The 23,516-nt window shown below is 65.4% G+C and carries 18 protein-coding genes, 1 tRNA gene and 3 pseudogenes; 7 read left to right on the top strand and 15 right to left on the bottom strand.

Annotation, left to right across the window (positions count from 1 at the left end):
• Window positions 1-19 precede the first annotated feature (19 nt).
• From MSM1_RS08565 to dcd, 5 genes are all read right to left on the bottom strand, one after another.
• Entirely contained in the window at window positions 20-775 is a 756-nt protein-coding gene (locus tag MSM1_RS08565; RefSeq protein ID WP_213441045.1) for a maleylpyruvate isomerase N-terminal domain-containing protein, read from the bottom strand.
• Window positions 776-1,009: 234 nt separating this feature from the next.
• Entirely contained in the window at window positions 1,010-2,341 is a 1,332-nt protein-coding gene (locus MSM1_RS08560) for a UDP-glucose/GDP-mannose dehydrogenase family protein (RefSeq protein WP_213441044.1), read from the bottom strand.
• 122 nt (window positions 2,342-2,463) lie between these two features.
• Window positions 2,464-3,930, bottom strand: coding sequence for a hypothetical protein (locus MSM1_RS08555; RefSeq protein ID WP_307857310.1), 1,467 nt, complete (start codon window positions 3,928-3,930; stop codon window positions 2,464-2,466).
• Window positions 3,931-4,284: 354 nt separating this feature from the next.
• Window positions 4,285-6,066, bottom strand: coding sequence for a hypothetical protein (locus MSM1_RS08550; RefSeq protein WP_213441043.1), 1,782 nt, complete (start codon window positions 6,064-6,066; stop codon window positions 4,285-4,287).
• Between the two features lie 114 nt (window positions 6,067-6,180).
• Complete coding sequence (dcd, locus tag MSM1_RS08545) at window positions 6,181-6,765, bottom strand: dCTP deaminase (RefSeq protein WP_213441042.1); 585 nt, start codon at window positions 6,763-6,765, stop codon at window positions 6,181-6,183.
• An 83-nt stretch (window positions 6,766-6,848) separates the two neighbouring features.
• On the opposite strand from dcd, the gene MSM1_RS08540 reads away from it, so the two are divergent.
• Window positions 6,849-6,922: transfer RNA gene (locus MSM1_RS08540), tRNA-Gly, on the top strand.
• Window positions 6,923-7,466: 544 nt separating this feature from the next.
• On the opposite strand, the gene MSM1_RS08535 is transcribed toward MSM1_RS08540, so the two are convergent.
• Window positions 7,467-7,634 carry a hypothetical protein gene (locus MSM1_RS08535; RefSeq protein WP_213441041.1) on the bottom strand — a complete coding sequence of 56 codons (168 nt, stop codon included), beginning with the start codon at window positions 7,632-7,634 and terminating at the stop codon, window positions 7,467-7,469.
• A 583-nt stretch (window positions 7,635-8,217) separates the two neighbouring features.
• Here MSM1_RS08535 and MSM1_RS08530 point away from each other — a divergent pair.
• The 4 genes and pseudogenes from MSM1_RS08530 to MSM1_RS21710 all read left to right on the top strand — a co-directional run.
• Window positions 8,218-9,021: a L,D-transpeptidase family protein gene (locus tag MSM1_RS08530; RefSeq protein WP_213441040.1), complete on the top strand. Its 804-nt coding sequence runs from the start codon at window positions 8,218-8,220 to the stop codon at window positions 9,019-9,021.
• Between the two features lie 170 nt (window positions 9,022-9,191).
• The gene (locus tag MSM1_RS08525; protein WP_213441039.1) at window positions 9,192-10,808 is read left to right on the top strand and encodes a hypothetical protein; all 1,617 of its coding nucleotides are present in this window, start codon (window positions 9,192-9,194) and stop codon (window positions 10,806-10,808) included.
• A 166-nt stretch (window positions 10,809-10,974) separates the two neighbouring features.
• A pseudogene (locus MSM1_RS08520) lies at window positions 10,975-11,235 on the top strand (IS607 family transposase); the annotation flags it as partial.
• Between the two features lie 51 nt (window positions 11,236-11,286).
• Window positions 11,287-11,425: pseudogene (locus tag MSM1_RS21710) on the top strand (helix-turn-helix domain-containing protein); the annotation flags it as partial.
• A 24-nt stretch (window positions 11,426-11,449) separates the two neighbouring features.
• On the opposite strand, the gene MSM1_RS22410 reads toward MSM1_RS21710, so the two are convergent.
• The 3 genes from MSM1_RS22410 to MSM1_RS08505 form a co-directional block, all read right to left on the bottom strand.
• Entirely contained in the window at window positions 11,450-11,902 is a 453-nt protein-coding gene (locus tag MSM1_RS22410; RefSeq protein WP_282100826.1) for a zinc ribbon domain-containing protein, read from the bottom strand.
• Window positions 11,817-12,182, bottom strand: a complete 366-nt coding sequence (locus MSM1_RS08510; RefSeq protein ID WP_236054811.1) for a nitroreductase family deazaflavin-dependent oxidoreductase — start codon at window positions 12,180-12,182, stop codon at window positions 11,817-11,819. Before MSM1_RS08510 ends, MSM1_RS22410 begins: the two co-directional genes overlap by 86 nt.
• Window positions 12,183-12,263: 81 nt before the next feature.
• The gene (locus tag MSM1_RS08505; protein WP_213441037.1) at window positions 12,264-12,464 is read right to left on the bottom strand and encodes a hypothetical protein; all 201 of its coding nucleotides are present in this window, start codon (window positions 12,462-12,464) and stop codon (window positions 12,264-12,266) included.
• Between the two features lie 53 nt (window positions 12,465-12,517).
• Here MSM1_RS08505 and MSM1_RS08500 point away from each other — a divergent pair.
• Window positions 12,518-12,694 (top strand): annotated as a pseudogene (locus tag MSM1_RS08500) (IS607 family element RNA-guided endonuclease TnpB); the annotation flags it as partial.
• 74 nt (window positions 12,695-12,768) lie between these two features.
• Here MSM1_RS08500 and MSM1_RS21705 read toward each other — a convergent pair.
• Both MSM1_RS21705 and MSM1_RS08495 read right to left on the bottom strand, forming a co-directional pair.
• The gene (locus MSM1_RS21705; RefSeq protein WP_236054808.1) at window positions 12,769-13,542 is read right to left on the bottom strand and encodes a beta-xylosidase; all 774 of its coding nucleotides are present in this window, start codon (window positions 13,540-13,542) and stop codon (window positions 12,769-12,771) included.
• A 751-nt stretch (window positions 13,543-14,293) separates the two neighbouring features.
• Complete coding sequence (locus tag MSM1_RS08495) at window positions 14,294-15,184, bottom strand: universal stress protein (protein ID WP_213441036.1); 891 nt, start codon at window positions 15,182-15,184, stop codon at window positions 14,294-14,296.
• 1,225 nt (window positions 15,185-16,409) lie between these two features.
• Here MSM1_RS08495 and MSM1_RS08490 point away from each other — a divergent pair.
• Window positions 16,410-17,906, top strand: coding sequence for a mannosyltransferase (locus MSM1_RS08490; RefSeq protein WP_213441035.1), 1,497 nt, complete (start codon window positions 16,410-16,412; stop codon window positions 17,904-17,906).
• A gap of 106 nt (window positions 17,907-18,012) precedes the next feature.
• Here MSM1_RS08490 and MSM1_RS08485 read toward each other — a convergent pair whose 3' ends face one another.
• From MSM1_RS08485 to MSM1_RS08470, 4 genes are all read right to left on the bottom strand, one after another.
• On the bottom strand, window positions 18,013-18,867 hold the full coding sequence (locus tag MSM1_RS08485; RefSeq protein ID WP_213441034.1) for a family 16 glycosylhydrolase: 855 nt from the start codon (window positions 18,865-18,867) through the stop codon (window positions 18,013-18,015).
• Window positions 18,868-19,092: 225 nt separating this feature from the next.
• Entirely contained in the window at window positions 19,093-19,476 is a 384-nt protein-coding gene (locus MSM1_RS08480; RefSeq protein WP_213441033.1) for a hypothetical protein, read from the bottom strand.
• A 182-nt stretch (window positions 19,477-19,658) separates the two neighbouring features.
• Window positions 19,659-21,158: a hypothetical protein gene (locus MSM1_RS08475; protein ID WP_213441032.1), complete on the bottom strand. Its 1,500-nt coding sequence runs from the start codon at window positions 21,156-21,158 to the stop codon at window positions 19,659-19,661.
• Window positions 21,159-21,491: 333 nt separating this feature from the next.
• On the bottom strand, window positions 21,492-23,357 hold the full coding sequence (locus MSM1_RS08470; RefSeq protein WP_213441031.1) for an Hsp70 family protein: 1,866 nt from the start codon (window positions 23,355-23,357) through the stop codon (window positions 21,492-21,494).
• Window positions 23,358-23,516: the final 159 nt, after the last annotated feature.

Genomic DNA, 23,516 nt, shown 5'->3' with positions numbered 1-23,516 from the left:
ATTGCTTACCCGGGCTCGCTTAAAAAGGCGTGCGATCTAACCAGTTCTGCCATACAGCGGTATCGCCGAACAGCGCGATACCGCTCTCGGCGACCGAGATTCGACGTGCCAGCGCCAGCAGCAGGTCGGTGGCGGCGCCCCGCAGCGCTACCGTGCTTTTGCCGTGGTCATGCGACCACGTGATCCTGCCCTCACCAGCGCAAATCGTCCATTCTCCGGCGACACCCAGCCCGGGGTCGGTGGCGTGAAGGTGCATGCTATTGCCGTCCTCGAGGGGCGCCGGCCCCGCCTCGGCTCCGGCCTGGGCGGCGACCCGTTCGAGCCATTCACTGACCCCGTCGGCGGCCAGTTCGGCTGCGAGCGGATAGGCCAGGCCGAGCGCGAGCGCGGCGTCGGCCCGGTGCATCGCTGTCTCGTGCAGTCTGCGCCGGACCCACCAATATGCGGGCCGCCGCCCGAGGAATGTCCACACCGGGGTTTCCATGCCTACCTGCTCAACGGCTTCGATCAGCCGTTGCGCCCCGTTATGCAGCCAGGAGATCACGCCACCGGGATCATCTGGCGGCTTGCCCCCTGCCACGCTGCGGGGATCAAGGTAGTGGTCGGCCCGCTCGGTGATGATCTGTGCGGCCCAGCGATCGCCGCGCCCGACATGACGGAGCAGTTCCTTCAACGTCCAGCCCGGACAAGTCGGGACTGGAGTAGCGGGGTCGGCGCCGTCGATAACATTGCCAAAGGCGCGGTTTTGATCCAGGAATGCTTCCGCGTAGTCCACGCTGGTTAGGCTACGCGTCCGAAAAATCCGGGTGGCCGCCTCCTCAACAGCCCGCTATCACGGCCCGCATCGTCGGCGGCTTGAGCTAAACCGGCCGCCTCCTCAACAGCCCGCTATCACGGCCCGCATCGTCGGCGGCTTGAGCTAAACCGGCCGCCTCCTCAACAGCCCGCTATCACGGCCCGCATCGTCGGCGGCTTGAGCTAAACCGGCCGCCTCCTCAACAGCCCGCTATCACGGCCCGCATCGTCGGCGGCCGAGGCAGAATACCTGCCAGCCCGCCTTGCGCCAGCGGGTGATATCTAGGCAGTTGCGGCCGTCAACGATAACCCGGGCCCGCACATGGCCGGCAAGGTCGTTGGGATCGAGGTCGATGAATTCCTGCCACTCGGTGAGCACCAGCACCGCGTCCGCACGCTCACACGCTTCCGCCACGGACACTGCGTAGTTCAGCGTGGGAAACAGCCGCTGCGCGTTCTCCAAAGCTTTCGGGTCGTAAACGTTGACCGTGGCACCATTGAGCTGCAGCTGACCGGCGACGTTGAGGGCCGGCGAATCGCGGACATCGTCGGATTGCGGTTTGAACGCCGCGCCGAGCACGGCGATATTGGCGCCTAGTAGCGAACCTCCGCAGGCGCCAGTGGCTAATTCGACCATCCGGGTGCGCCGGCGCATGTTGATGCTGTCCACCTCACGCAGGAACGTCAGCGCCTGGTCAGCTCCCAGCTCACCGGCGCGGGCCATGAACGCCCGGATGTCTTTGGGCAAGCAACCACCGCCGAAACCTAAGCCCGCGTTGAGGCATTGGCGCCCAATCCGGGGATCGTATCCAAGCGCGTCGGCCAGCATGATGACATCGGCGCCGGTCGCCTCGCATACCTCAGAGATCGCGTTGATAAACGAGATCTTTGTGGCCAGAAAGGCATTGGCAGACACTTTGACTAATTCCGCGGTCTGCAAGTCGGTCACCAGGAACGGAACCCCCGCGTCCACCAGCGGTCGGTAGAGCTCACGGACCGCAGGCTCGGCGCGGATCGAATCCGGCTGTACCCCCAGCACTATGCGATCTGGGCGCAGGGTGTCCTGCACAGCGAATCCCTCCCGCAGGAACTCCGGATTCCAGGCCACTTCGACATCAATTCCGCGCGGGGCCAACCTACGCGCTCGCTCGCCCAGCTCGGCTGCGGTTCCGACCGGGACGGTCGACTTGCCGACGATGACAGCTGCTCGCGTCAACCGTGGCACCAGCGCATCTATGACAGCATGCACATGGCGCAAGTCGGCGCCGTATTCGCCTTTCTTTTGGGGAGTGCCGACACCCAGGAAATGAACATCGGCGAACCCGGCGGCCAGGTCGTAGTCGGTGGTGAACCGTAGCCGTCCGGCAGCAAGGTTGTCCGCAAGCAGCTCCCGCAGACCTGGTTCGTAAAAGGGAATGTCACCGCCCGCCAGCTTGGCGACCTTACCCGGGTCGATGTCGACACCGACGACGTCGTGTCCCAGCGCCGCCATCCCGGCGGCGTGGGTGGCACCCAGATAGCCGGTGCCGAAGACGGTGCAGCGCACACCGCCGTGTGTACGCCATCGTGATGAGCTAATAGCGTCGTGACACCGAGCGGAAGACGAACGGCGGGTGACAGTTCATTGCGGCTACGGTACCGAGCCAGGGATGCCGGCCCAAACGCGAGTCAGAAGCGGAGGTGAAGGCCGGGGATGCCGATGCCCGGACCCTTGAACCCGTCGTCACCGCGGCCGCGGCCGTGACCCCAGCCTTCGTCGCCGTGACCCCAGCCTTCGTCGCCGTGGTCGCCGCCCCAGGGTGCGACGGGCGCTCCCGGTGCCGGAGGAGCCAACAACTGCGGAAGAAGTGGCGGAATCGGTGGTGGTGGCGGCAGGGCCGGAGGGGGCGCAGGCGCCGCAGGCACGGGAGCCGGCGCCGGGGCGTATACCGGAGCTGACGCCACGGCCGGGGCGGGGGCCGGCGCCACCGCAGGAGCGGGGGCCGAAACCGGCGCCGGAGGGGCGGGCACGGCGGCTTTCGGCGGCGCTGGCGGCAGCTGCTGATTCGGGGTGACAACGTTGTGACTAAGGCTCGGTTTTTGGTCGACGTGCGGCCGGATGCTGATCGCCAGCGAAACCGCCAGCGCCACTAGCCCCACCACAAAGATCGTCAGCACACCCGCGATAGCCAGGAGGGACCTGCGGGTGGGCTGCTCGGCCAACTCCGGGCCGAAATCGGGGTACCTGCCCGGGCTGACGTCTTCTTCGTCGGCGACCGGGCTGTAAGCCTCGCGGCCCTCGCCGGTGAGTGCCTCACCGTGCTCGCCGGGGAGGGCGCTGTACGCGAGGTCCACCCTGCCCGATTCGCCGCCGGCGGCCGCCTCGGGAACGGCACGATATTCGGCTAGCAGATAAGGGTTTACCGCCCCGGTACCCGGGTCCTGCGCGTAGGCCAGGGCGGTGGTGGAGGAGACGAATAGTGGCGCGTTCGCCGCCGCCAACGCCGCACCCCGGGCCAGCGCCATCTCCGGCTCCTCGGGAACACTCACCGGCAGCGGCGTTGCTGCCTCCAAGGCCGGCTTGATCAGCGCGATGTCAACACCGGAGCCGACAACGACCACCCCCTCCGGGCGCTCCTTTAGCTCGTTAGCCCCCTCGAGCATGGCGAGCAGCACGGCCACCGCCTGGTCGTCGTCTTCGGGCAGTGACCGCCGGCACATGTCGCGAACCGACCCATCGGCGGTGGCGACAGCAGCCAGGGTCGCGGTGTCCGGCTCGACGTACAACAGCGCGGTGTGCGCGTAGTTAGTGTCGTTACCGATCGTCTGGGCCAGCGCAGCCGCCGCCAAAAACGCCGACACCAGCATGACGTTTTCGATCTTGCGGGCCGCCAGTCCCTCGTGCAGTGCAGCGGCGTCCGCGGGATCCACCCACGCCACCCCGATGGATGTCAGCCGATAACCGCCCTCGGCGGCCCCTTCCCGGGTGCCGAGGATCGCCGAGATCACCCGATCCGCAGCGGTGAGGGTGGATGCGCCGCTGGTTGTCAGGTCGACGTTGTCCCTGTCGACGGTAGCGCCGTCCCCGTTCTGGCCCTCCACCAGCACCATGCGGACCGCCGTTGGTGTCATTGACACACCCAGGACGGTGTCCACCACTCCTCCTGCAAGGTAGTTTGCTGCGCCGCCGGCGGTCTGCCAGGCACCTTACCGCGGGAATCGCCCCCTAAGAGGACCGTCTCCTAAGCATCATCACGTGAACGTCGCGGCACTGCCCTCCCGGTTAGCCGGAGGCATGAGGCCCGAGTGCAAGGCGAGGCCCCGTTCTCCCGGTTAGTCCGACTTTACCCTGATAGCGGCGAGGATCACCGCCTCCCGGAATCGGGTTGGGCCACGCCGGCGTGCCTAACACCCTCATCGGACAGGTCGTTGACGCCGACACCGATTTTCCCAACACAGCGACCCTAGTCAGCTTCCCGATGCCGGTGTGATACCGCTTCGCGGATCGGGTTATCTGTGCGCGGCGAAGCCGCCTCCGCCGAACCCGCGGCTCCCAAACCCCCAACCGCGGCCTGCACCCGGACCGTGGTCGCCAAAAGCCCCGCCGAAGGCGCCCCCGGGGCTCAGCGGCCGTGCCTGCACCCGAGGAGCCACCCGGGGAGCAAGGATCCGCGGCAATTCGGGCACGGCGGGAATCGGTGTGGTGCGCACTGGTGGCGGTTCTGGTGGCGAGATGTGGACCGGCGCGGGCAGATCCACCACCGGTCGGGGTGCCGGTCGGTTTACCGGAGGATCATTGGCGGGCAGGTGCCCGGGAAGCTTCGCGGCCGGCGGCTGGGCCGGCGGTATCGACACACGGACCAGCGGGGCCGGCGGCTGGGCCGGCGGTATCGAGACGGGTAGGGACGGGGCCATAGCGCGTATGGGGGGTTGGGCCTCGCGCAGCTGAACCGGAGACGGTGGCGCTGGCGATCGTAGTGGTGTCGCCGGGAGTGGCACCCGCTCTCGGGGGACCAAGGCAGCAGGAGGTTGGGCTGGGGCTGGCACCGGTATCGGCACTAGCGCCGAAGCTGCGGGCACGGGAGCCGGGGGTGCCGTCGGAGCCGGAAGCGGGACTGCCGCCGGTGGCGAGGGCGCTGGCGGTGCGGGCACGCGGACGGGCACGGGCGGCCGGCTCATCGCCATGTTGGTCGGTTGCGGGGGACGCCTCGGCGGCACCGATGCGGAGGCCGGGGCCTCTTCGTCGGGAACGATGAGTTCCTGGCCGGGAGTCGGGCGCAACGCAACCGTCGGGCGGATACCGATACCCAGTGCGATCTCCAGCGCCGCCGCCGCGGTCACAGCGATGACCGCCAATACGGCACCACCCAACAGGACCGGGCTGTGCCCCTGCAGGAGCCCTGTAACGCAGTCGTCGCCGGCCGCGTCGATGCCGGGGATCTCGGCGTCGGCATCCTCGCCGGAGACGGCGCTGTAAGCCAGAACACCATCCGTCGACTCCCCACCAGCGGAAACGTCGGAAACAGGGAAATATCCTGCCGGCACGTAGCGGTTCCCTTCACCGGTGCCAGGATCCTGGGCATAAGCCAGGGCGGCGGTCGATGAAGCAAACAATGGTGCATGCGCCGACGCCAACGCCGCACCGCGGGCCAGCGCGGTCTGCGGTTCCTCCGCTGCACTCACCGGCAGCCACGTCGCGGCTTCCAATACGGGCATGAGCGAAGGAACGTCAACGCCGGAGCCGACCACGAACAGACCCTCCGGACGCGGCTCCAGCGCCTCAATATCCGAGACCACTGCGGCGAGTTCGACGATCGCCCGGCCGTCCTCCTCGGAGAGGGCTGTCCGGTGCACGTTGCTGACCGCGCCGTCATGACAGTTGACGACCGCCACGGTAGCGCTGTCCGGTTCCACGAGCAGCATGGCGATGCGTGTGTAACCCAGTGCGGAACCGGCATTTTGCGCCAGCGCGGCCGCAGCCAAAAACGCCGAGACCAGCATGACGTTTTCGATCTTTCTGGCGGCCAGCGCGGCACGCAGCGCTGCGGCCTCTTGCGGATCCGCCCAACTCACTCCCGTCGCGAGCAGTCGGCAGCCGGCCTCGCTGGCGCCTTCACGGGTGCCCAGGATCGCCGACATCACCTGGTCAGCCCGGCTTAGGTTGGCCTGCTCGCGATCCGAGGCGAGGCCAAGGCTCTCTTCCTTGACCAGGGCCCCGTCGGGGTTGCCGCCGTCGACCAGTACCATACACACCGTCACCGGTTCCATCGACACCCCAAGAACGAGGTCCACAACCCCTCCCAAGTCCTCCGCGGATCGACCCGGCTCACACGGAGGAAACATCACGCGTCCCGGTGTATGGTATATATAGATAGTCTAAATTGTGGGTCGCGTAGCTGTGCGCCGCTACCGGCCTGGCTGTGAAAAGCCTATGAAGTTCTGGTAGTAGCGGGACGGTGTCGGTCCCCGTTGACCCTGATACTTCGACCCGGCTCGCGCGCTTCCGTAGGGGTGCTCGGCCGGGCTGGTCAACCGCAAGATGCAGAGCTGGCCGATCTTCATGCCCGGCCAGAGGGTGATCGGCAGGTTGGCGACGTTGGAGAACTCGAGCGTGATATGGCCGCTAAATCCCGGATCGATAAAACCAGCGGTCGAGTGCGTCAGCAGTCCCAACCGCCCGAGCGACGATTTGCCCTCCAGTCGTCCCGCGAGGTCGTCAGGCAATGTGACAAGTTCCAGCGTCGACCCGAGAACGAACTCTCCGGGATGCAGCACGAAGGGTTCCCCGTCGACCGGTTGCACCAGGCTAGTCAGCTCATCCTGCTGCTGCGCTGGGTCGATGTGGGTATAGCGGGTGTTGTTGAACACCCGGAAGAGGCTGTCCAGGCGGACGTCGATGCTCGACGGCTGCACCAGGCTATCGTCGAAGGGATCGATGCCCAACCGCCCTGAGGCGACTTCGGCCCTGAGGTCGTGATCGGAGAGCAGCACCTGACGAGAGTATCCGCTGCCCCGCATCAGCATGAGGTAGATGAGCGAGCCGGCGCTGGATGATAATCTTCGGAGTCGACCGCGCCGATGTAGTTCAATGGCAGAACATCAGCTTCCCAAGCTGAGAACGCGGGTTCGATTCCCGTCATCGGCTCCATACTGATAAGCGAAAACATGTTCGCGCAACTCTCCGTGTAGCCAACAGGCCCGAGAATGGCTCCGTTCCCCGACCGCTCCGCTCGCCGATGTCGACGGCACGCTTCCCAGCGCGGATTCGAAGAGTTCGCCCAAAAGCGTCGATGCCATACGTGTCGTGTTCGATTTGGCTGCGCTTGAGGTTACGGCGGATGGCTAGCCGGGCGGGTTACATCTACAGCTACGGCGCGACCCGATACGCCGGCGTAATCCTCACCTGATCCTCAAAGGAATCTGGGAAAGCAGAAGATCACCATCGTCAAGCATGTCGAGCGGAGGGCACCGCGGTCCACCTAAGTCGCACGCCCACTCATGAGGTTGACGTCTTCGGTAAAGGCACCCGTCAGCAGCAACTCCCAGGCATCGCCCCAGAGATGGAGGGGAACAACAAGTACCGTTTTACGGCTGCGACCTTAACAGGCTCTCTTCGTTATTCAGAGTGCTTTGACGAGTGCGTGGAGTGCACCGCTGTGGCAGTGAGCGGAGCCAGTGGTGGGTGGGGTTTCTTAAACCGAGGGCGTGGCGGCGCAATGCTTGCACGCGGGGTGTTGATAGGCCAGTTCTTCAAGGGCGGTGGATACGCCGCGGCGCAGCGAGACGATGATCGCGCTCATAATCATCTTGCCGCGGCGCCGGTCGGGGTGGGTGTAGGCGGCGACGATGCGCTGATACACACTGCAGCCCGCCGGGACGGGGAGATGGTTGTGGTCGGCGAAGACTGCTTCGAGTCGGGTTGGTTGCTGGCTGGTCAGCTGATATGGGTGCGCAGGTCGGGCTGGACTCAATATGATCGAGACACAGGACGCGCACACCACCTTTCGTGGCATGACGGGAAGCCAACAAGGTGATTCTCGTTGTAGATTCACTCAGGAAGCGGCTCACGCTAGCGGCCATGCCCGTTGCCTATCCAATTCGTTTGTGCTGCAACGATTCAAGCGCGTTTTATAAAATCTGGCGGCCGAGATATCAAGGGATTTGCAGCGTGGTCAGGGCCGTGAAACGTGGTCCCGCTGTCAGCACAGCACGGAATATGGTGAAAAGCAACGTCGACGAGCCATACTAACCACATCGCTGGACCAGCATCATCATGCCGTTGCCAAACGGTCTCGTCAAATGCGAGGAACAGTGCCGGAGTCGCTCGCCGTAGCCGAAACGTGACAAGGCGTTGATCGAATTGTACACGTAGGCTTGCAGTTCCACTCACAGCAATGCCCTTACGATCCCTATTGCAACATTGTCAATTAAAAGGGCAGGGTCATGTACTCAGTTCGTCGATGCTTGCTTGTCATGATCGGGATCGTCGTCAGTGTGATTGTGGGACCAGCAGGTATCAGCCTGGCGGCGGGCCGGTCCGATAACGTGGGCATCACATCGGTGTTGCCGACGTGGGGACAAGCTGTGGGTGTGGCTCATCCTGTAGTGGTGACATTCCGTGCCGCCATTGCCAACCGGCGTGCGGTCGAGCGTGCCCTTAAGGTTAAATCAGCACCCGAGATGACCGGCAAGTTCGAGTGGCTCGACGACAACGTTGTGCAGTGGGTTCCAGACCGATTCTGGCCGGCAAACAGCGTGGTGGCGCTCTCGCTCGGCGGCCGGTCCACGGAATTCAAAACGGGTCCCGCCGTGGTTGGTATCGCCAGCATCTCGAATCATACCTTCACCGTCAGCATTGACGGAGGTGATGTGGGATCGGCGCCTGTGCTACCGGCCCCCCACCACCGGCCTCACTGGGGAGAAAACGGAGTGATGCCGGCCTCAATGGGGAGGCCGCAGTACCCAACGCCCATCGGCACCTACACCGTCATCTCCAAGGAGCGCTCGGTGATTATGGATTCGAGCAGCGTTGGTATTCCCGTAAATGATCCCGAGGGCTATCGCATCCCGGTGGAGTATGCAGTCCGTATCAGCAGGCGCGGCCTTTTCGTACATTCGGCTCCATGGGCGGTCAATTCACTCGGGCTTGAAAATATCAGTCATGGCTGCATCAGCCTTAGCCCTTCGGACGCAGAGTGGTACTACAACGCGGTCAACATTGGGGATCCGGTAATAGTGCAGGAATAACGACTAGCCGGGCTTCGCCCCATCCCGACGGGCATGTTGTCTGGTGGCGCTTTGGGGGCTGCGACCCGGGCGGGATGAAGACCCTGGTCGATTGGTGTCGATCGGGTGTATGAACCGCATAACGCGGTTGGTAGGCCAATGCTGGCCGCCCGTCCGAACCGGAGCCCATCATGACCGTAGCGCGCAGTGCCGGTGATGTCTTGTCCGAACACACGCTGTTCGAGGTCGAGTCCATCGACCGGGTGTATCTGAACGTGTGGATGCCACGGCTGGCCTATGGCGGCGGGGTTCAGGGCTTCTTCGTCGGCCACCGGGGCCACCACTACGCCTCCACTGCGTTGAGGGATCCGATGACGAAGGCGTTCGTCGCCGATATCCACGGTTTCGTTGCTGCGCGGGGCCTGGAGGTGGTGTCGTTCGGCAAGGAACGCAAAGACGATTTGGCCCAGCGGTTCCTGGCCTGGTTCACCGATTCGGAAGGGGTCCTGTTCGTGGGCCGGGCCCAGGAGAAGGCACTGGTCTGGCGTACTCAGCGCCGCTACAGCCGCGACGGTTCTTCCTACGCATGGCTCGTGCGATCCACCGCGTTCGTCAACCACTTCTATTTCTACTGCGTCGATGAGGACTTCGGCCCGTTCTTCATCAAGTTCTGCACCTACTTCCCCTACACCGCCAAGTTGTGCATCAACGGAAACGAATGGGCTAAACGCCAGGCCGCCAAGGCGGGGATCGCATTCGAAGCCCTCGACAACGGGTTCGCCTCGGTCGCCGACGTCGACCGGCTGCAGGCGATCTGCGACAGTCTTGGCCCCGACCAGATCGACGCGCTGCTACGTAAATGGCTGCGGATCCTGCCCAACCCATTCACCGATGAGGACATCACCGCCGGCTACCGCTACGAATTGTCGATTCTGCAGGCCGAATTCTCGCTGACCCAAATGCTGGACCGCCCGGTGTCGGGCCGGATCTTCTTCGAGCAGGTCATCCGCGACAATCTCGACATCCGCCGACCCGACCATGTCTCGTTGATCTTCAACCGCCGCATCGTGGGCAGCGGCAAACGCAAGACCCCGGGCCAGTTTCGCACCCGGGTGATCACCGACGGTGTCGTCCCGTCACTGCACGTGGACTACAAGACCAGCAAAGTCAAGCAATACCAGAAAGAAGGGAAAGCGCTGCGCACCGAAACCACCATCAACAATCCCCGCGACTTCGGTATCTGCAAACGGCTGACCAGCCTGCCCGACCTGCGGCAGCTCGGCTTTTCGGCCAACCGGCGCCTGCTCGGCGTCCAAACCATCAGCCACGACCCGATCCGCGGCGCCAAAACATTCACCGACCTGACCACACCAGTCTTCACCGACTCCGGTACCCGCATACCCGGGCTGCGTTTCGGTGACATCCGAGTACACGCCCTGCTGCAGGTTTTGCTCGTCCACCGGCTCCTGGTCCACGGCTTCACCAGCCGTGACCTGCGCACCCTGATCGCGCCCCTGCTCGGCAAGACCGCCGAACACATCACCGCCGGCCAGATGACCTACGACCTGCGACGCCTGCGCGCCCACGGCCTCATCCAACGCGTCCCCCACACCCGCCGCTACACCGTCACCGCAACCGGACTGCAACACGCATTCTTATTCACCCGCGTCCACGACCACCTGCTGCGCGCCGGACTCGCCCAGGCCAGCGACCCCAGCCCACCGCGAAAATCCAAGCTGCACAACGCCTCCCACGCATATCAAGCCGCCATCGACGAACTCACCCGACAGGCCCTACACGCCGCCTGAGCATTCGCGACTCGTTCGCCATACTTGACTCAATATTCACGGCGAGGACGCCTAAGCTAGCTAACCTGGTGACAAGGGTTCTATAGACCCCGCAGCTCCACGATACGAGGGCGCGGATTTCACAGCCGCTTGGTGTTTTACTGTAGGGCTTTTTCGCGCTGCTGGCGATCCGGCGGTGACGCGCATCGTGGCGCAGCATCCGGATCGGTTCTGCCGGTTCGATTCTGAGTATGCGCAGGCGGCGCTGGCTCCTCCGGCCCGCGAGCTGGTGGTGGACTCGGCCGAGGTCGATGACGACCTGGTGGGGGACATGAGCGAGATCCTCACCAGTATGGGTGCTCGACTGTATGGCAAACGTGCCGCCGCCAACCGTGCTAAACGTGCCCTGGCGTCCGCGGCTGACGGCGGGGACCACGGGGCGGCGTGATGACGAAATTCGGGATTCCCGAAGGCTGAGCGGTAGGCATTCAAGTTCACCCTGGACCCGACCGCCGAGCGGGCCCGCCCCGTTGGCACGGCATTTCGGTGCCCGGCGCTAGGCATACCACTGGGCGGTGGCCGCCCTGAAAGCCGACATCGAGGCCAGGCGCGCGAACGAAATCCCGACGGACAAGCCGTTGCAAGTGAGTGATCTTTAGTGGTCACGCGACTTGCACCCCGTCTCGGGGTTGTTCGGCAGCCTTGCGGCCGCGTCCCTTCCGCGCTTCACGGCCACCTGCCCGGCGAAGCCGGGTCTTACGGTCGGCTCCACGCTTGACGGCGGCCCCGACTGGGCCGACGACGCTAATGGTTTCCTCGTAGCGTGCGAGGTTGATCGCGGCGTTGTCATCCCGCTGGTGCGACGCCGAACAGGACTCACAGATCCAATGCTGAGCCCACTCAATGTCCTGCACATGCCCGCAGGCGTGGCATTCACCGGACTTACCTTCAGCCCGCGTATGTCGCACATGCAGAGAGAAACCATCGATCAGATCCTGTTTCGTTATGACGCGCGAATGTCTGGCGGCTTCAGCCAGGGGCCAGGGTGCCTTGTAGGGCGTTGCGCGCAGAAGCGCGGACGACTCGAACGGCCTGGGGTAGATCCGCGGAGTCAATGGGGATGACGCTGGGACCAGTCAGCTGATAGTGCTTGCCTCGATGCAACACGCCGGCCGATCCAGCGGCTTGGACGTTGCGCACCCAATCCGACTCCGTGCCGTAGTCCAAGACCACTGAGAGTTTGCCGTCCTCGACAAAGGCCATGACGGGGGTTTGGTAGCTCTTGCCCGATTTGCGGCCGTTGTGTTCGATGACGGCCATATACGGCAGACGTGGGGCCCATCGCTGCAGGATTGGATTGGTCACACGCTTGTTGACCCGTGCGATGGCTCGCATCGTGCGCGGCCCCAACAATGACGCGGTTCTTGCCGCCGCGGCAATCGAATTTGCGAGTCTGTTTGACATGTGCAGCCCCAACTACGTAGCCCTAGCTTCGCCTTGCTCTTGGATGTTATTCGCGGTCGCTTGAATCGTGGGCGACGCGTCGGCGACGACTGGAATGCCAAGATTGGTCGCGCGACTGGTCTGGGCGATGGCGCGATCGAGGACGACGAGTTTCTTGGCCGCGGCGTCGAGGCTGGTCTGTAGCCCCTGGACTTCGCCGAGCCAGCCGTTCATACGGGCTTCTGTGATGCGTTACCGATCCTTCCTCGACCCTCGGCGCCTAGTGCGCCCCGAAGCTCGCACGCTACGAGGACACAGCTAGCGTCGTCGGCCCAGTCGGGGCCGCCGTCAAGCGTGGAGCCGACCGTAAGACCGGGCCCCGCCCGGCTGGTGGCTGTGAAGCGCGGAAGGGAACCGGCCAACCGGCCGGGGAACAACCCCGAGCCGGGGTGCAAGTCGCGTGATCACCAAAGATCACTCCCATGCAACGGGATGGTGTTACGCCGCGGCGACTCGCCCCCCCGGAAGAGGGGCTTCCTCAGCGCGCGCCCGGGGCCGAAGGACCAGGCAGGGTCGGTTGGCCCGCCACCGGCCCGCCAATTGGCGCTGGGCCGGTCGGCTCCCCCTTGCCCCCATAGGTTCCAGACATGTCAGTGAGCGAAGCCCCCACCGGAACCGGGGCCCCCACCGGAACCGGAGCCCCCACCGGAACCGGGGCCCCCACCGGAACCGGGGCCCCCACCGGAACCGGGGCCCCCACCGGAACCGGGGCCCCCACCGGAACCGGGGCCCCCACCGGAACCGGGGCCCCCACCGGAACCGGGGCCCCCACCGGAACCGGGGCCCCCACCGGAACCGGAGCCCCCACCGGAACCGGGGCCCCCACCGGAACCGGGGCCCCCACCGGAACCGGGGCCCCCACCGGAACCGGAGCCCCCACCGGAACCGGGGCCCCCACCGGCCCAGGCGCAACCATGGGGACGCCAGCCATGTCGGTGATTGCTGCGCCAGCCGGACTGCACACGCTTGTGGCTGCCGCTTCACCTGCGGCCACCGGTCCGCCCGCCGCTTCACCTGCGGCCGCCGGTCCGCCCGCCGGTCCACCTGCGGCCACCGGTCCACCCGCCGCTCCACCTGCGGCCACTGGTCCACCCGCGCCCGACGAGGTCGCGTCGCCAGCCATCCCGTGGATGCATGCGGAACCGCCAGTTGTCAACGGCACGGCCGCCGTGTGCTGGCTCAGCGCTATAGCAGCACCGCACAACCCAACGCCGGTGGCTATTGCTCTGTTGAATCGACCGGAGATCGTCATCAACGCCAACCCCTTTATTCCCGTGCAGGTTTCCGAGATCCATCCATCCGCATTCAAACGGTGCAGCAGAGCCACATTGCCGTACCACGCTCGCGTCTAGCGATCCTTGAAGACCGCCCTAATTTTTAGCACCCGATGTGAGACTCGCGCCACGCCGCACCGCGTCGTTGCCAAATGGTGATATTCAACTGGGCTCATCCCTCAAGAGAGCCTCAAGCGAGCATTGGTGGCTCAAGTAGCGCGGTGGTGGCGCGGCGTCACACGGCCTTAAATAATTTCCGCGAAAACTTCCCCGCCACGTCCACGCTCGGCCATGTTTCCACCGATACTCCTTGATGGGCAAAGCTCCAAACCTCGTGGTAGCACTGCGCCGATTTCTCAAGCTAAGAACGCAAATACGATGCCCGCTATCGGCCGCCCTTTTTCCGGAAGGGACAGGGCGACCACGCGCTTTGCTCGGCCATGGCACCGTTGGGTTTGTTGCCGGCTGTGTGGTTGGGGCTTTCTCCAACTGTGATGGCGGCGTTGGTGCAATGCCAAAGCCGGGCTGTTGTGTGCTTGCGCGCAACGACTCCCGGTCATTTCCTTCCTGGCCGCTCCACATCCGAGCGACCGCGGATTGGCTCCGCTGACCGTCAGCATGCCAGAGCGGTGCCAGGGTAAGTGAACACGGCGTTGCGGCTGGGCCTCAGACGACAACCACCCCGCGTTTTTCGGCCCGAACGGGCGTCTCACAAGGCGGACACGGCTCTTAATGGCTGCCGCGGGCAACGATGACCGGTGTACGGGCCCCTTGTACCACCGCGGTACTGACCGATCCGAGCAGCATTCCGGTGAACCCGCCGCGGCCATGACTGCCGACGACAACAAGCTGGGCAAACTCGGAGCGATCCAGAAGCTGTGCGGCCGGCTTGCCGTAGACCACGACACGGGTGACGCTGACCTGCGGATAGCGTTCCTGCCAGCCGGCCAACCGCTCAGCCAGGATTTCCTCAGCGGCCGCTTGCCGGGCCGACTCTTCCATGCTCGAGATGCGGGCCGTGACGGCGTCGCTCCAGGCATAGAGGGCCACCAACCTCGTACCCCGCAGCGACGCTTCCTCGAACGCGACCGCTGTCGCCAGTTCTGAAGCCGGCGATCCATCGCTGCCCAGCAGCACCGGGGCATGCACGGCCCGTGATTGCGCAGAAACCTCCGCATGGATCACGGCCACGGGACAGTGCGCGTGATGGATCAGTCCGGTGCTTACCGATCCCAATAGCACACTACGAACGGGACCCAGCCCGCGAGCACCGACCACCACCATGCGTGCGTCTTTCGACATATCGACCAGCGTCGGCACGGGCGCGGAAAAGAATAGTCGACTCTCAATTTCAGCCGGACCACCAGCGGTGTCGGTGTCTTCGGCGATCTTGACCGCGTTGTCGATGATGCCCTGGGCATCGACTTCCAGCCGTTGGCGCAAGTCCGTGGGCATGCGCTCCGCAGGCCAGGGCAACGCGGGTGTGGCCAGCGCGTTAACAAGCGTGAGCCGTAGTTTGCGTAGTATCGCCTCACGGGCAGCCCAACGCACGGCCTCGTCGGAAGCCGCTGACCCGTCCACACCGACCACGACGCCGAAATGTTGTTGCCCACTGCCCATCTAGCTGTCTTTCTTCAGACCGAGTCCCGCAGAGACCGGTCTACTCCTCTGGCTCCAATGCTGGCAACGAGACCCGTTGTCGGTCAGGATAATTCCTCCCCTAACCGCCTCCAGCCGCAGTGGAGGTCAAGACCTTGGACGTACGGTGGTTGTGACCGGCGAGGGAAAAACCGGACCCTCAGGTTCCTCGCAGTTCGGCGGATCCCCGGGGGCGGTTGACGGCGCAGGCTCCGCCGTCATAGGGCAGGTAGGGGTCGCAATCGTCGTGGTCGTGGTGTTTAGCAGTTCGCTAGCGCCACCGATTCCGAGCCCTAAAATAGCAACGCCGCCCACCAGCGCGGCCCCTGTCCTCACTTTAGATTTCATCACCTGCTCCATTCCATTCGCGATCGTGATGCCCACCGTTAATTGTCGCACCGAAACCGTTGTCGGGTAGAGTCTTAGGTCCCACGTGTGGAGGTGAACCGAGATGCATCGGGCCGCTAGCGGCTCGTGGATCTTTGGGCCTACCCAGAAAGAGCCTGCGGCGGGATGCTCACGAGCCGCCGCCGCTCCTCACCCGCGCTGATCATGCGAGGAAACCCGAGTGCAACCACCAGACGCGCGCCGACGCTGATACCGCGACCGGATTGGCCCCAAGCAGCCGACCCACCCGCTCGGTGGCCACCGGTAGCCGGCTTCCGCCGGTCCGCGGCCAGTCCGCAATATGTCAATATGTGAGGCCCGCCTCGAGCGGTCGTGACCGATTCCACGGCGCCGGCATGACTGTTTTTAGCGGCATTTAGCGGCCAAACCCCGGTCGGTCAGCTAAACACAGGTGATGCCAGTCGGTACGAAGGGCCCTGTTGGACGCATCGCACACTTATGGCAACGCCGACAGGCCCACACCAGCTGGCATGAACGCACAGGTTTGTGGGGCTCGTGGTGGGGTGGCTGGTGGCGCAGGCCGGGGCCAAGGCGACCGATTACAGCCGAGGAGAGGACGAGACGAAATGGCTGATTACCTGCCTACCCGGCACGGCGAGATACCCCTGGCTGAGTCGCTGCGACCCCTGGGAATCGCCCGGTACCGTCCCAGCAGGGAGATCCATGTTCCGCGGACGCTGTGGGGCGAGATCATCCAGGGCCGGCGCACTGGCATCGCCGACGCCAGGCTGCGGCAACATTCTCGTGTCACCACCAGAGTGGGAATTTTGGAACACCAGCTCCGATCCTGCTGCGCCCGGTGAGACAACGCAGTAACGGCCGCCGAATCTTCTTCGCTCACATCGCGGCGATGCGCTCCCGGTTTCGGTTCCACGTAGCCGAGCGCGCCGATCCATGGCTAGCCGGTGCAGCGGCCACTCTCGTGGGGGTACTGCTTTCCTGGCGACCGTCATTTTGGTTCGACGAAGCTGCCACCATCGCCGCCGCCAACCGCTCAGAGGTCGACATCCTGCGATTGTTATTGAACTTCGACGCGGTGCACGGCCTTTATTACCTGGCCATGCACGCCTGGTTTTCATTGGTCCCGATCAACGAGTTCACCGCGCGGCTTCCCAGTGCGATGGCGGTGGGTGCCGCGACCGCCGGCCTTGTCGTGTTGGGCAGGCTCACCGGCGGCCGGCTTGCCGCGTGGGCAGCGGCGGGGGCCTTTACCGTGCTGCCACGCACACTCTGGTCGGCGGTGGAGGCCCGCTCGTACGCACTGACCGCCGCCGCCGCGGTCTGGCTGACGGTGGTGCTCGTCATCGCCGCGAGTCGGCACGGGCCGCCGTTATGGGCCCTATACGCGCTGGTGCTTGCGTTGGCCACATTCACGTACGTGTATCTAGCCCTGATGGTGTGCGCTCACGCGGTCACCCTCGTGGTCAGCCGAAATCTGCGGCAGCTGTTGCCCTTTGCTGCAGCGGTCACGGCAGGGCTTTTCCTGGCGTCACCGCTGATTGCGTTAGCGGAAGCTCAACGCCAGACACAGCTCTGGTGGATCAGCGGGGGGAATTACCTCACCGAGGTGCTCTGGCAGCAATGGCTCACCGGGTCACGGCTTTTCCTTGGCACCAGCATCATCGTCCTGGCTTGGGGATCGATCGCACTGGTTAGCAGGCGGGCGGGCGGACATGCTCTGGCAGTGGCGGTTCCCTGGGTTCTCGTTCCCACCGCCATACTGGTGGGATACTCCGCCTGGGTCAGCGACATCTATGCCCCAAGATATTTGACGTACACGGGGCCGGGTCTAGCCCTGCTGCTCGGGGTTTGCATAGCGGCCATAGCACAAAACCGCTTGCGGATCTTGATGGTGTTGCTGACGATGCTCGCCCTCAGTTCAAGCACAGCGTTCGTGACTCAGCGCAGCACCTACGGAAAACCCGGAGGCGCCGACTATTCGGAGATCGCCCGTGTCATCAAATCCTCTTCTCGGCCGCATGATTGCGTCGTCTTCGGCTTCGCCGGCCGTGAACCTCTGCGGGCGGCGGCCGCCGCTCGTCCCGACGCCTTTGCCCAACTCAACGATGTCGCGGCCGGTGTTTCGGGCGCGGATGCCGCCCAGTTGTGGGCCCAGGATCTTCCGTTGGACAGCGCCGTGGTGAGGCGGCGGTTGGCGGTTTGCCCGGTGCTGTGGGCGATCATCGACCGCAAGATGCCGTCGCCGGTGGTGGACGCGGCGCGACGGCTTGGATTCGTAATAGATCGGGAATGGGTGTTGAACCGCAGCACGGTTATCCGGCTGACGAAAGCCTGAGTCATGGCGCGGGTACACGCGTGCGCGCGATACGAGCTGCCAGCAATACAGCGCGGATATCCACGCGCGAGTGATACGAGCGATCGGAAAATGGTGTGCCGCATCGTCACCAGACGCGTATGTAGTCGATGAGCATTTGCGACGGATAGGTACCCAATGCGGGATCGCCACCGCCCGGACCACCGACCGCGAGCGTAAACATCGGCGATAACCAGTAGCCGGGATTATTGAACGGCCACCGCATGTCACCAGGATTGCCGTGAACCGGAATTGGCTTCGGCGGCACGCTGAAGTATGGTGGCGCGCCGTCAACATAGTCTCTCCAGAATTTGAATCCGTCTTCATCCCAACGCATTCGCCAGGTGTGCCACGCGCCGTCCACCAATCCGGGAATCGATTTCCCTTCCCACGTCTTCCCGTTGGACGCCGCGTGGACCGTGGTGCCCGGCGGCCACTGACCGTTGCCATACCACTCGAAAATGTCGACCTCGCCGTCTGGCATGGGATCTTCGTTGACGGTCCAGTACGCTGCCCAAAGGCCTGGGTACAAGCAGTCCAACTTAATCCGAGCTTCCCACGTCGTGCCGATGAGACCCCGCCAGTTGCCACGCACCTTGCCGCTGAAATACTGGCCGTCTTCGTGGGTAGCCTGAAGGACGAGATTGGAATTGCCGTCCAGGAACACGTTTTGGGCGCGGTATATACCCTCGACCGGTGGGTACACGTCGTCCTGCCAGGTCTGCACCGTCCACTTGGCCGGATCGGGCGGTGCGCCCGCCGGCCCATCGAACTCGTCCTGGAAAAGATAGGAGCCGGCGACGGCGCCTGGCGGCGCAGCCGGCGCTGGCAGCCGACCCGTCGGTGTTTCGAGTGGCGATGGGTGAGCACGAGCCTGCGGGACGCGGATCGCGGCTGCCAGCGCACCGATCCCCGCTATCAACAACATGCTGCGACGATCCATCTCAGGCACCACCAATCGATATAACTCGATATAAGCCGGGCTGTGGACCCGGACACAAATCGGCGTGGGTAATTCCCCGCAAACGGTGCTATGAAACCATGCGCCGGGAAGACTCGCCAGCGGCGCGTCATCTGCCGGCGCGAGTCGGCTCCTCGGGTGGGGCTGTTGCCCGCCCGTGGCCGGCCAGGGATCACCGTGAACGGTGCCCGAGGTCAAACCGCTTCGTTACGGCTTCTCCGCGGAGTCGTCGAGCACGCTCACCGCGATGCCGTAGGGCAGGAACCGGACTTTGCGCCTGGGGTCGGTGTTGTTCTTGTTGGCACGCAATGCATCGAGTTCGGTGGCATAGACCTCCTCGACGTGAGCGCCCCCACCAGCGTCGACGGTGTAGATCGCCCACACACCGTCACCGGCCTCGCCTGCGGTTTCCGGTCCAGCGCGCGAGCGCTTCGCCATTTCCTCGAAAAACACCGACCATCCTGCCCGCTGGCCGGGAGCGGTAAAAAAACGCCCGATGCGTTCGAAGGCTTCGCGCAGTCCTTCGCTCGCCTCGCGGATCATGCGATCGAAGTCCTCGGGGTCGAATCCAAACGCCCCGTAATCGCCCACGGTGGCCCTCCTGGAAGCTGAGTCTGATTACCCGACTCCTCCCGGACAATCCTGGCCGTGTCGTTGCCGGGCTGACAGCGCTAACATCCAGTGTGCGCGTGCGCGCCACCGCCCGCCACGCCCGCGACGACCGGCACCGAGCGCCCACAGCCTACTGCCCTGGCGCTGAGCCCGCCCACGGCCTACTGCCCTGGCGGCGGCGGTGGATTAATCGGAATCGGCACCGTGACGAACGGCAGGTGCAAATACATCGTCATCGGCGGCAGCCTTGGCGGTGGCGGAAGTGCGGGTGGTGGTGGCGGGGGCGGGAGTGCGGGCGGCGGAGGCGCAGCCGGCGGCGGAGATGCGACCGGCGGCGGAGGAGGCGCAGCCGGCGGCGGGGATGCGACCGGCGGCGGAGGAGCAACCGGCAACGCCGGCGCGGGAGCTTGTTCCACGGGGGGTGGTACATATGTCGGTGCCCGCTTCGGAGGCGCCCGATGGATTGGCTCCTCGGGCACGGCACTCGGCGGCAGCTGCACGGGTGCGGGCCCCGCGATACCTTGCGGGGGCGGGGCCGTGGGCATGGCTTGCTCCGGCGGTGGAGGCGGCGCGGCCGGCGGCGCGGGTGCCGCAGGCGGTGGGGCGATCGGCGGAGACGGCGCAGGCGGGGGTGGGGCGACCGGCGGCGGCGCGGCCTGCGGTGGCACCTGCGTGGTGGGGATGACGACGTTTCCGCCGGGGCCGGGCCGTTGCCCTACCGTTGGACGGACATCGGCCGCCAGCGAAACCACCAGCGCCACAGCGCCGATGACGAACAGTGTCGCTAACGCGCTGCCGGAGAGGATGAATCGCCCGAACCGCGGCCGCCTCTGGTCGCCCTCCTCCGGAACGGCACTGTACGCAAGAGCCCCGGTACCGACGTCGGGGCTGGCGGCGACGTCAAGGTACGCCGGAGCCAGCGGATAGGGGTTGACCTCACCGGTGCCCGGGTCTCGTGCATAGGCCAGCGCAGCGGTGGCCGACGCGAACAATGGCGCATTCGCCGATGCCAGCGCCGCGCCGTGGGCCAGCGCCATGTCCGGCTCTTCGGGTGCATTCACCGGAAGGGTGGTTGCCGACTCCAGCGCCGACTTGATCGAGACGATGTCGACACCGCATCCGACGACGAACACGCCGTCGGCCCGTGGTTCCTGCGCGTTCATCCCGGTGACCATCCCGATCAGCTCGGTTACCGCGTCCGCGCCGTGCACGAGCCGTCGCTGCAGGTTGACAATCGAACCGTCGGCGCTGTCGACAACCGCCAACGTCGCACTCTCCCGCTCGACGAAAATCAACGCGGTGTAGGCGTAATCCATAGCAGCGCCGACTGTTTGGGCTAGGGCGGCTGCAGCGAGCAGCGGGGAGACCAGCATCGCGCTCCCGACGTCGTGGGTCGCGAGCGCATCCCGCAGGCCGGCGGCTTCGCTGGGATCGGTCCAGGTGACTCCGATGGACGCGAGGCGGTAACCGGCCTCCGCCGCGCTCTCCCGGGTGCCCACGATCGCGGACGCCACCTGCTCGGCCGCGCTGGACGGTGCCTCCTCGCCGGCGGTGACCTCGAACGTGTCTTCTTCAACGGTGGCACCGTCGGCGTTTTCGCCCTCAACCAGCACCATGTGAACCATCGAGGGTGCGGTCGACACGCCGAGTACGATGTCCATACGCCTCCAAAGTCGCCCGTCACGGTCGAAGCGGGGGCCGCCGCGCGGGCAGCCAGCACGTGCTTCGCCGCCGCAGCGCCACGTGCCCTTTAGCGGGCCTCGACTGGCCGGACTTCATGAAGTTCTCATCGGTCCGAGGCGGCGGCAATCCTACTTACCCCCACCGGCCTTGCTTCAACCCTACTCGCGCACGGCCGACACGGGTGGCGATTGACGGCCACACACCCGTCCTGAACAGGTCATGGGCACATCGGGCTCTGGTCATAACCGCCACGGGCGGGTCAGAGGCCCTGCGGAGAGGAGCTACCCGCCGCCAGGGTTAAGAAACGGGCTCTACGGCTGGTTGGGATTGGCCTGGCCCTGGGGGACCTGAACGGGTATCGGAAACGGAACCAGCGGGACGGTCAAGTACGTCGTTGCCATCGGTACCGTTGTCGTGGCGGTCGTGGTAACCGACGGCGAACTCGGGGCCGTCGTGCTTGTCGTGGTCGGCTGGGGTGTCGTGGTTGTCGTGCTCGGCGGCACGGTCGTGGTTGTCGTGGTCGTCGTGCTCGGCGGCACGGTCGTGGTTGGCGTGCTCACCGGCGGCTCGTCCGTCGTTGTCGCCGGCGGCTCATACGTCGTTGCCGCCGGTGGTACCGAGGCTGGGGGCGACGGCTCGGGGCTTCCGGGGGGTGGCTGGATGCTCGGGCTGGGTTCGGCGCTGGGGGGTGGCGGCGGACTGGGACTGAGCGGCTGCGGCCGGGAGGCGGGTGGTGGAACGGGCGTGCTGGGCGCGGGCGGGGCCTTGCGTTCGGTGGTGCTCGTCATCGTGTAGGCCACACCGCCGACTGCGAGCATCGCCACCACGGCGGCCAGCCCGACGAGGAGCCACGCGAGGCGAAACCGCGGGCGCGGGGGCTCCTCGGGAGGCTCAGCCTGCGGCCCGTAGCGAGTCGGCGGCGCACCCGGACCGGGTTCGTCGTACGCCTCGCCGATGTAGGGCACCGGTTCGTCACCGGTGTCCTCGACCTCTGACCAGGCCAGCTTGCGAAGCGTCGACGAACGCTCGTCGGCGGTCATGTCGTCTGTGGGCAGACCCAGGATGGCGGTGGTCCCCTCAGCGCTGGCCACTGCGGCCATCGCCGCGCGCGTCGGCGCGTCGACCTCAAAATCGCTGGAAACGCGCCTGGGACGCAGCATTGTCGCACCGAGCGCCATCGCCAGCGCAGGTTGCGGTGCCGTCACCACCGGCACCCGAGTACGAGCCGAAAGGCATTGAGTGACAACCGGTATACTGGCACCACCGCCAACCGCGGTGACCGCCGCTAGGTCGTTCCAGTCAATGTTGTTGCGCGCCAGCAATTCTTCGAAAGCAGAGATGGCACCGCTCAGCGCATCCCGTATCAGGTTCTCCAGCTCGGCGCGAGTCACCTGAACACTGCGGCGACATCCCGGTAACTCGACGGCCACCTCGGCAATCGTCTGGGTGGATAGAAATTCCTTGACTTGTCGGCATTCCTCCCGGAGCTGAGCGAATTGGCCGATCGCGGTGGTCGCCTCCGGATCGCCGTTGCCGGTGTGCCCGAGGTTCTGCGCAATGTGAGCCCGCAGCGCCTGATCGATCTGCTCACCGGAAAACTCCGGGTAGCGGACGGCGGGGGTGATGGGCTCGAAACCGGACCCTGCGTCGGCCAGCGTGAGGGTGGTGCCGCCACCGCCGAAATCGAGCAGCCCCACCATGCCGCTGGGCGGCAGGCCGGGCCCGGCGTTCACCGCGGTCAACGCCGCGACGTTATCTGGCACCAACCGTGGGCCCATGCCGTTTCCGGTAAACCCCGCGTGGGTGCGCAGGGCGTCACGCAAGGCCGCTACCGCGTCGTGCTGCCAGTAAGCGGGAACGGCGATCGTGATCTCCGAGGACGCCGCGTCGGCGCCGGCGGCGGTAACCATCGCGTCCAGGGCCTCGACCACCAACAGGCCCGGCTCGTAAGTGGAGCCATCGGTGGCGACCAGCGCGACCGACTCACCCATGTGCTTGACAAAGCCGTTGATCGGCGTGCCGGGCTCGGTGAGATTCGGGTTCTCTGCGGGCACACCGATTTCCGGGGCACGATGCGGAAACAGGGTCAGTATGGCGCGTCGCGTCACCGGCGCACTGCCGTTACGCACCGCGACCAGGGTCGTGGTCCCGATCGACAACCCCAGCGGGTCGTGCATAAAACGACTACCTTGCATCAAAACGGTCGGTGGCCAGCGTTCACCATAACGGTCGCCGGCCGCTATCAAGGTCAGACACACCGTAGTGGCATGGTGCCCGCGGCCTGGGCGTCGTGGAAAAGGCGTCGCCGGCCCACCCGCAGCTCACCCGCATGCGGT

The sequence above is a fragment of the Mycobacterium sp. SM1 genome (assembly GCF_018361265.1).
Classification (GTDB): domain Bacteria; phylum Actinomycetota; class Actinomycetes; order Mycobacteriales; family Mycobacteriaceae; genus Mycobacterium.
Note: the sequence above shows the minus strand (reverse complement) of the source record. Positions and strands in the feature narration are given on the sequence as shown.

Coding starts and splice junctions, on each gene's coding strand:
- MSM1_RS08505 (WP_213441037.1), bottom strand. CDS start 12,464: ATGAACGGCTGGCTCGGCGAAGTCCAGGGGCTACAGACCAGCCTCGAC.
- MSM1_RS21705 (WP_236054808.1), bottom strand. CDS start 13,542: ATGACGATCTCCGGTCGATTCAACAGAGCAATAGCCACCGGCGTTGGG.
- MSM1_RS08530 (WP_213441040.1), top strand. CDS start 8,218: ATGTACTCAGTTCGTCGATGCTTGCTTGTCATGATCGGGATCGTCGTC.
- MSM1_RS08475 (WP_213441032.1), bottom strand. CDS start 21,158: ATGGACATCGTACTCGGCGTGTCGACCGCACCCTCGATGGTTCACATG.
- MSM1_RS08485 (WP_213441034.1), bottom strand. CDS start 18,867: ATGGATCGTCGCAGCATGTTGTTGATAGCGGGGATCGGTGCGCTGGCA.
- MSM1_RS08495 (WP_213441036.1), bottom strand. CDS start 15,184: ATGGGCAGTGGGCAACAACATTTCGGCGTCGTGGTCGGTGTGGACGGG.
- MSM1_RS08510 (WP_236054811.1), bottom strand. CDS start 12,182: ATGCGAGCCATCGCACGGGTCAACAAGCGTGTGACCAATCCAATCCTG.
- MSM1_RS08525 (WP_213441039.1), top strand. CDS start 9,192: ATGACCGTAGCGCGCAGTGCCGGTGATGTCTTGTCCGAACACACGCTG.
- MSM1_RS08470 (WP_213441031.1), bottom strand. CDS start 23,357: ATGCACGACCCGCTGGGGTTGTCGATCGGGACCACGACCCTGGTCGCG.